The sequence below is a fragment of the Frigidibacter sp. MR17.14 genome, from assembly GCF_037095735.1.
GTDB lineage: Bacteria > Pseudomonadota > Alphaproteobacteria > Rhodobacterales > Rhodobacteraceae > Frigidibacter.
Genome location: NZ_JBAWKD010000007.1, coordinates 91,092 through 97,931, shown reverse-complemented (window position 1 = coordinate 97,931; position 6,840 = coordinate 91,092). Strand labels below are relative to the sequence as shown.

The 6,840-nt window shown below is 74.5% G+C and carries 7 protein-coding genes; all 7 read left to right on the top strand.

Annotated elements, in window-relative coordinates; all coding sequences use genetic code 11:
* Positions 1-176: 176 nt before the first annotated feature.
* The 7 genes from V8J36_RS16790 to V8J36_RS16760 all read left to right on the top strand — a co-directional run bounded on the left by V8J36_RS16790 (position 177) and on the right by V8J36_RS16760 (position 6,832).
* The gene (locus V8J36_RS16790; protein WP_336468474.1) at positions 177-1,124 is read left to right on the top strand and encodes a sulfurtransferase; all 948 of its coding nucleotides are present in this window, start codon (positions 177-179) and stop codon (positions 1,122-1,124) included.
* Positions 1,124-2,251 (top strand): YeeE/YedE family protein, encoded by a 1,128-nt coding sequence (locus V8J36_RS16785; RefSeq protein ID WP_336468473.1) that lies wholly within the window; start codon positions 1,124-1,126, stop codon positions 2,249-2,251. Before V8J36_RS16790 ends, V8J36_RS16785 begins: the two co-directional genes overlap by 1 nt.
* Positions 2,248-2,412 (top strand): hypothetical protein, encoded by a 165-nt coding sequence (locus V8J36_RS16780; protein ID WP_336468472.1) that lies wholly within the window; start codon positions 2,248-2,250, stop codon positions 2,410-2,412. Before V8J36_RS16785 ends, V8J36_RS16780 begins: the two co-directional genes overlap by 4 nt.
* Positions 2,413-2,467: 55 nt before the next feature.
* Positions 2,468-3,367, top strand: a complete 900-nt coding sequence (locus V8J36_RS16775; protein WP_336468471.1) for an alpha/beta hydrolase — start codon at positions 2,468-2,470, stop codon at positions 3,365-3,367.
* 118 nt (positions 3,368-3,485) lie between these two features.
* Positions 3,486-4,166, top strand: a complete 681-nt coding sequence (locus V8J36_RS16770; RefSeq protein ID WP_336468470.1) for a response regulator — start codon at positions 3,486-3,488, stop codon at positions 4,164-4,166.
* Positions 4,156-5,601 carry a sensor histidine kinase gene (locus tag V8J36_RS16765; RefSeq protein WP_336468469.1) on the top strand — a complete coding sequence of 482 codons (1,446 nt, stop codon included), beginning with the start codon at positions 4,156-4,158 and terminating at the stop codon, positions 5,599-5,601. Before V8J36_RS16770 ends, V8J36_RS16765 begins: the two co-directional genes overlap by 11 nt.
* 148 nt (positions 5,602-5,749) lie before the next feature.
* The gene (locus V8J36_RS16760; RefSeq protein WP_336468468.1) at positions 5,750-6,832 is read left to right on the top strand and encodes a Bug family tripartite tricarboxylate transporter substrate binding protein; all 1,083 of its coding nucleotides are present in this window, start codon (positions 5,750-5,752) and stop codon (positions 6,830-6,832) included.
* Positions 6,833-6,840: the final 8 nt, after the last annotated feature.

Sequence of the window (6,840 nt, the reverse complement as noted above, 5' to 3'; positions counted from 1 at the left end):
CCGAAGCGGGCCGCTGTCCCGCGGGCGACCGCGATGGGATGCCCGGGCAGGGCCATGACGGCCGCAAGCGGGACATGCGTTCGCGTCTGACCCGAGGTCGGGCCGGGTCGCGCCCTTGCACCCGGCGGGAAAACGCCGAAATTCGGGACAACTTTCCGTTTGCCCGAGGGACTGCCATGACCCGCCCGATCCTGACCGCCGCCGCCGGCCTTGCCGGCCTTCTTGCCGCCACCTCGGCCTTCGCGCTGGGGGGCGATCCGCTGGTGACCCCGACCGATCTGCAGGCGGCGCTGGCCGCGGGCGGCGACGGCGCGCCGGTGGTTCTGGACATCCGCGGTGAAGGCTACGCCGGCGGCCATATCGAGGGGGCGCTCGACGCGCCCTACGGCCTGTTCCGCGGCCCGGCGGCGAACCCGGGCGCGCTGGTGCCGGTGGCCGATCTGGAGGCGCGGTACGAGAAGCTGGGCCTGACGCTCGACCGGCCGGTGGTGGTCGTGGCGCAGGGCAATGACGACAACGATTTCGGATCGGCGGCGCGGGTCTACTGGACGCTGAAGAGCTCGGGCTTCGAGGATATCTCGATCCTGAACGGCGGCGCGCAGGCCTGGGTCAACGCGGGCCTGCCGCTGTCGGATGCCGCCGCGAGCCCGGCGCCGAGCGAGCTGACGATCACCTGGAACAACCAGTGGACCGCCGAGACGCCCGAGGTCGCCTCGGTCGTCGAGGGCGAGACGCAGGCGCTGCTGGTCGACGCCCGCCCGCCCGCGTTCTTCGAGGGCGAGCAGGCGCACAAGGCCGCGGCGCGTCCGGGCACGCTGCCCGGCGCGATGAACGTGCCGCATTCGGGCTTCTTCCGCCCCGGCGCGACCGCGATCTCGCGCGTCGACGATGCTGCGGCGCTGAAGGCGAAGCTGGGGATCAAGGACGGGCAGGAGGTCGTGTCCTTCTGCAACACCGGCCACTGGGCGGCGACCGACTGGTTCGCCATGTCCGAGCTGGCGGGGATCGAGAACGTGAAGCTCTATCCCGGATCGATGGTCGAATATTCGCAGACCGGCGGGAAAATGGAGAACACCCCCGGCCTCGTCGACAACCTGCTGAAGCAGTTCGGGGGCGGCAACTGATGACGGTCGCGGCTGTCGCGCCGGCCGAGGGCGGGCGGATCGGCACAAGGGCGCTGCTGCTGCTGGCGGCGCTGGCCGCCGTCGCGGCGGTGGCGCTGTTCGTGGGCGCGCGCTTCGGGATGCTGCTGGCGGTGGGGCTTGGCTTCGGCGTCGTGCTGGAGGGGCTGCGCTTCGGCTTCGCGGGCCCGTGGCGGGCGATGATCCTGCGCCGCGAGCCGGCGGGGATCCTGGCGCAGCTGCTGGCGATCGCGCTGGTCGCGGTGGTGGCGATCCCGCTGATCGCCGCCCATCCCGGCGAGATCGGCGGCGCGCAGGCCCCGATCGGCTGGGCGATGCTTGGCGGCGCCTTCGTCTTCGGCGCGGCGATGCAGCTGGTGCTGGGCTGCGGCTCAGGCACGCTGGTCAACGCGGGATCGGGCAACCCGGTCAGCCTGCTGGCGCTGCCCTTCTTCGCGATCGGCAGCTTCGCGGGCGCCTATCACCTGATCTGGTGGACGAACCTCGGCGCGCTGCCGATCCTGACGCTGGGCGGGCTGCCGGGGCTGGCGGTCACGCTGGTCGGGCTGGCGGTGCTGGCCGCGATCTTCCTGTGGCGCGCGGCGCCGGGCACGCGGGCGATCCCCGGGCGCTACCTGCTGGCGGCGGTGCTGCTGGCGGCGCTGGCGGTGGCGAACCTCGTGATCGCGGGCCAGCCCTGGGGCGTGGTCTATGGCCTTGGGCTTTGGGCCGCGAAGGGCTTCGTGGCGCTGGGGGGCGATCTGTCGGGCTCGGCCTTCTTCGCGGCGCCGGGGTCGGTGGCGCGGGTGCAGGGCTCGATCCTGACCGATTACACCTCGCTCACCGACATCGGGCTGATCGCCGGGGCCTTCGGCGTCGCGGCCTGGCGGCGGGGTGCGCTGGCGGCGCCGCTGCCGCGCTATCCGGCGCGGGCCTGGGTCGCCACGGTGATCGCGGGGCTGGCGCTGGGATATTCCTCGCGTCTGGCCTTCGGCTGCAATGTCGGGGCCTTCTTCTCGGGCATCGCCACCGGCAGCCTGCATGGCTGGGCCTGGTTCGCGATGGCCTTCGCCGGGGCCTTCGTCGGCATCTGGCTGCGGCCGCGGCTTGGACTGGAGGCCCGCGCATGACCCGTCGCTTCACCGCGCTGATCGCGATCGTCGGGCTGGCCGCGGTCGTGGGCCTTGATCTGGCGGCGAGCCCGCCGAACCCCTGGCAGGCACCGCCCGCCTTCGCGCTGGGATCGGGGCAGGCCGCGGCCGGCGGCTTCTGCGGGGCGCTGCCCGGCTGAACGCGCTGGCATCCCGTGTCGCGGTCGATAGGATCGGCCGCGAACGGGGGGCCGCATGAATTACCGAGACCATCTGGACGACGAGATCCGCGCCTTCATCGCGGCCACCGCCGCGCATTACACCGAAGAGGTCGCGCCCGAGGACATCGCGGGGCAGCGCAGGCTCTATGACGCGATGGCGCGGGCCTTTCACCACGGCTATCCCGACGGGATCATCGCGCAGGACGGGCAGATCGCCGGGGTGCCGGTGCGCCGCTACGGGCCGGGGCAGGGGCCGGTGGTGCTGTACCTGCATGGCGGCGGCTTCGTGCTGGGCGGGCTCGACAGCCATGACGATGTCTGCGCCGAGATCGCGGCGGCCACCGGGCGCGAGGTGATCGCGGCCGATTACCGGCTGGCGCCGGAGCATCTTCACCCCGCGCAGATCGACGACGCGCTGGCGGTGGCGCGGGCGCTGGCGGCCGAGGGGCCGATCCTGCTGTGCGGCGACAGCGCCGGGGGCACGCTGGCGGCGGCGGTGGCGGCCGAGATGCGCGGCGCGGTGAAGGGGATGGTGCTGATCTACCCCTCGCTCGGGCTGCACGCGCCGCCCCATGCGCCGGACTCGAGCCTTGTGCTGCAGGCCGAGGCGCCGATGCTGACCACCGCGGACATGGAGCTTTATGCCCGGCTGCGCTTCGGCGGGCCGCCGCTGGCCGATCCGCGGGCCACTCCGCTGCTGGCCGGGGAGTTCGCGGGCCTGCCGCCGCTGCTGGCGCTGGCGGCGGAATGCGATCCGCTGGCCGATGACGTGCCGGCCTATGTGGCGAAGGTGACAGAGGCGGGGGGCGAGGCGGCGGGGATCGTCGAGCCGGGGCTGGTCCATGGCCACCTGCGGGCGCGGCACCGCTCGGCCAAGGCCGCGGCAAGCTTCGCGCGGGTCTGCGCGGCGCTGTCGGAGTTCGCGGCGCGCTAGGGGGCCCTGGCGCGGGGCCGGGGGCCGGGCAGGGCGGTCTTGCCGAGGGCGCGCCGCAGGGCGTAATCAGGGGCGCCCCCGTCCCTGTCGCGCGGGCGCGCCGAAGGATGCCCCCGCGATGATCATGCGCTGCCTGCTGGTCGAGGACGATGCCGAACTGGCCGGCTGGCTGGTGCGGTCGCTGGCCGAGGCCGGGATCGTCACCGACTGGGCCGACAGCGGCACCATCGCCGCGGCGCGGATCCTCGAGGAGCGCTATGACGTGGTGCTGCTCGACCTCGGGCTGCCGGATCTGGGCGGGGCAGCGGTGCTGGCGCGGGTGCGGCAGGCGGGGGCGGCGGTGCCGATCCTGATCCTGACCGCGCGCGACGATCTGGCCGAGCGGGTGCAGCTGCTGCACGAGGGCGCCGACGACTTCCTGACCAAGCCCTTCGCGCTGGCCGAGCTGGTGGCGCGGCTGACCGCGCTGCTGCGGCGCAGCCTTGGCCGGGCCAGCGGGCAGTTCACCTGCGGCACGCTGGGCTATGACGCGCCGCGGCGGCGCTTCACGCTGGCGGGCGCGCCGCTGGATCTGGCGCCGCGCGAACATGCGATCCTCGAGCTGCTGATCCAGCGCCCGGGCGAGCCGCAATCGAAGGCGCATCTGCTGGACCGGCTGGTCGGGGAAGAGGTCGAGATCCAGATCGAGGCGGTCGAGGTGATGATCTACCGTCTGCGCCGCCGGCTCGAAGGCAGCGACGTGCGGGTGGTGACCCAGCGCGGGCTTGGCTATTTCCTGGAACCGGTCGATGGCGGCTGAGGCGCGCTCGCTGCGCCGGACGCTGGTGCTGTGGCTGCTGCCGGTGGCGGTGGTGGTTCTGGCGACCTCGTCGCTGACGGGGCGGATCACGGTCGCGGCGCTGGCCGACAGCGCCTATGACCGGTCTCTGGCGGGCGCGCTGCGGGTGATCGAGGCCAATATCTCGACCCGCGACGGCGGGCTGGGGGTCGAGCTGCCCTATTACCTCTTCGCGACGCTGCAGAGCACGGCGGCGGGCACGGTCTATGTCCGGGTCAGCAGCGACGACGGGCTGGTGCAGATCGGCGATCCGGGCCTGCCCGAGCCTGCGACGGCGCTGGCCCCGGGCGAGATGCGCTTCTACGACGCCACCTATCTGGGCGAGCCGGTGCGGGTCGCGGCGCTGCGCCGGGCGCTGCCGGCGCCGCTTTACGGCGCGGCGGAACCGCAGAGCGTGCTGTTGCAGCTGGGCGAAAGCACCGGGTCGCGGGCCGAATTCCTTGGCCGGGTGCAGCGGCTGGCGCTGTGGCGCGATCTTGCGGCCGAGGCGGTGACGCTGGGCCTGCTGTGGCTGGCGGTGGGGGCGGCGCTGAAGCCGCTGCGCCGGCTGCGCGCCAGTTTCGACCGGCGCGCGGCCGACGATCTGACCCCGATCCCGGCGGCGGCGCTGCCGCGCGAGGTGCAGCCGCTGATCGACAGTTTCAACGGCCTGCTGCTGCGGCAGGCGGCGCTGGCGCGGGCGCAGCGCCAGCTGCTCGACACCGCCTCGCACCAGCTGCGCACGCCGCTGTCGATCCTGCGCATGCAGCTCGAGCTGGCGATGGGCGCGCGCGACCCGGCCGAGCGGGCGGCGGCGCTGCAGGCGATGGCGCCGGTGATCGACCGCTCGGCCCGGACCACGGCGCAGATGCTGGCGCTGGCGCGGGCGGGCCACCTGTCGGCCGAGGCGGCGCCGCGCCCGGCGGTGGCGCTGGCCGCGGTGCTGACCGAGCTTGCGCGGATGCAGCTGCCCGCGGCGCGGCGGCGACGGATCGACCTCGAGCTCGACCTGCCCGGGGCGGCGCTGCGGGTCGCGGGCGACGAGACGCTGCTTTACGAGGCGCTGAGCAACCTGATGGACAACGCGCTGCGCCATGCCCCGGTCGGCGGGACGGTGGCGCTGGCGCTGGTGCCGGAGCCGGAGCCGGGGCAGGGGGCGGGTATGGCGCGGATCACCGTCACCGACGGCGGGCCGGGGATGGCGCCCGCGCTGCTGGCGCGGATCGGCGAGCGGTTTCTGGGCGAGGACGGCGCTGCGCGGACTGCGGACGGCGCTGCCCGGGCTGGGGGCGGCACCGGGCTGGGACTGGCGCTGGTCGTCGCCGTGGCCGAGGCGCATGGCGGCCGCTTCGAGGCCCGCAACCGCCGCGGCGGCGGGTTCGAGGCCAGTCTGCTGCTGCCGTTGCTGGCGGAGTGATCCCGCACTGGACCCCGGCGGACGGGGCGGCGGGGGCGATTTCCTGCCGCCGCGGGCCGCATTGGGCCGAAACTGACAGCCGGTTGACAGCTTCGCGTCCCTATAACGCCCCTCAGGAGACGGTCGCAGGGCCGACGGGAGATTCAAAGTGACACGACGCCGCAGCAGGCTCCGGCCATCGGAAGGCCGCGACGACCGCCGGCCGGCCTGGCTGGCTGCGTCGCTGGCCCGTTCGCTCGTCCGGGCGGCGGCCCTTGCGCTTGCGCTTGCCCTTGCGCTCTGGCCCGGCGTGCTGCCCGGGCCGGCGGTCGCCGCCCCGACCGCCGCCGCCTGCGTCGCCCCGGCCCGGCCCGGCGGCGGCTTCGACCTGACCTGCCGGCTGCTGGCCGAGGCGCTGGATGGTGCGCCGCAGGAAACCCGGCTTTTCGCGGCGCCGGTCGCCCGCGACTTCCTGCCCGGCGGGGTGGGCGCGGTCGCCTTCAACGAAGTCGTCAACCGCCGCCGGGCCGAGAACGGCACGCTCGTCGCCTTCTCGGAAGGCTCGATCGACGCGCTGGCCCGCGGCGGCTTCGGCGACCACGGGCTGGGCGACGTGCGGTGGCTGGCGGCGCTGGGGCTCGACCATGGGGCGATGGTGGTGCGCGACGATGCGCCCTGGAGCGATCTGCGCGGGTTTCTGGCAGCGCTGGCCGCCGCCCCGCACCGGGTGGCGATCGGCGGCGGCGGCACGCTGGGCGGGCGCGACTGGCTGCGTGCGGCGATGACCGCGAAGGCCGCGGGCCTTGGCGCCGGAGAGATCCGCTTCGTCGGCTTCGATGGTGGCGGCAGCTGCAGCGAGGGGCTGATCGGCGGCTTCGTGCAGGCCTGCGTGAACGACGTGGCCGACAGCCAGGCGCTGATCGACGCCGGGCGGCCGCTGCGGCTGCTGGCGGTCTATGCCCCGGCGCGGCTGGGCGGCGAGCTGGCCGGCGTGCCCACCGCGCGCGAGCAGGGCGTGGCGCTGGACTGGCCGGTGATGCGCGGGGTCTACATGGGCCCGGACGTGTCCGACGCCGATTTCGACTGGTGGCGGCAGCGGATGGACGCGCTGCTGGCCACGCCGGGCTATGCCCGGCTTCTTGAACGATACCACCTGTCGCCGCTGCCGCTGACCGGCCCCGCCCTCGTGGCCGAGCTGGAGCGGATGGTGACGCTGGCCCGCGCCCGCGGACCCGATACCGGCCTGCCCTGACGCCGGCG

What these genes read in the sequence shown, in the direction of transcription:
- V8J36_RS16790 (WP_336468474.1), top strand. Translation starts at nt 177, where the DNA reads ATGACCCGCCCGATCCTGACCGCCGCCGCCGGCCTTGCCGGCCTTCTT.
- V8J36_RS16785 (WP_336468473.1), top strand. Translation starts at nt 1,124, where the DNA reads ATGACGGTCGCGGCTGTCGCGCCGGCCGAGGGCGGGCGGATCGGCACA.
- V8J36_RS16780 (WP_336468472.1), top strand. Translation starts at nt 2,248, where the DNA reads ATGACCCGTCGCTTCACCGCGCTGATCGCGATCGTCGGGCTGGCCGCG.
- V8J36_RS16775 (WP_336468471.1), top strand. Translation starts at nt 2,468, where the DNA reads ATGAATTACCGAGACCATCTGGACGACGAGATCCGCGCCTTCATCGCG.
- V8J36_RS16770 (WP_336468470.1), top strand. Translation starts at nt 3,486, where the DNA reads ATGATCATGCGCTGCCTGCTGGTCGAGGACGATGCCGAACTGGCCGGC.
- V8J36_RS16765 (WP_336468469.1), top strand. Translation starts at nt 4,156, where the DNA reads ATGGCGGCTGAGGCGCGCTCGCTGCGCCGGACGCTGGTGCTGTGGCTG.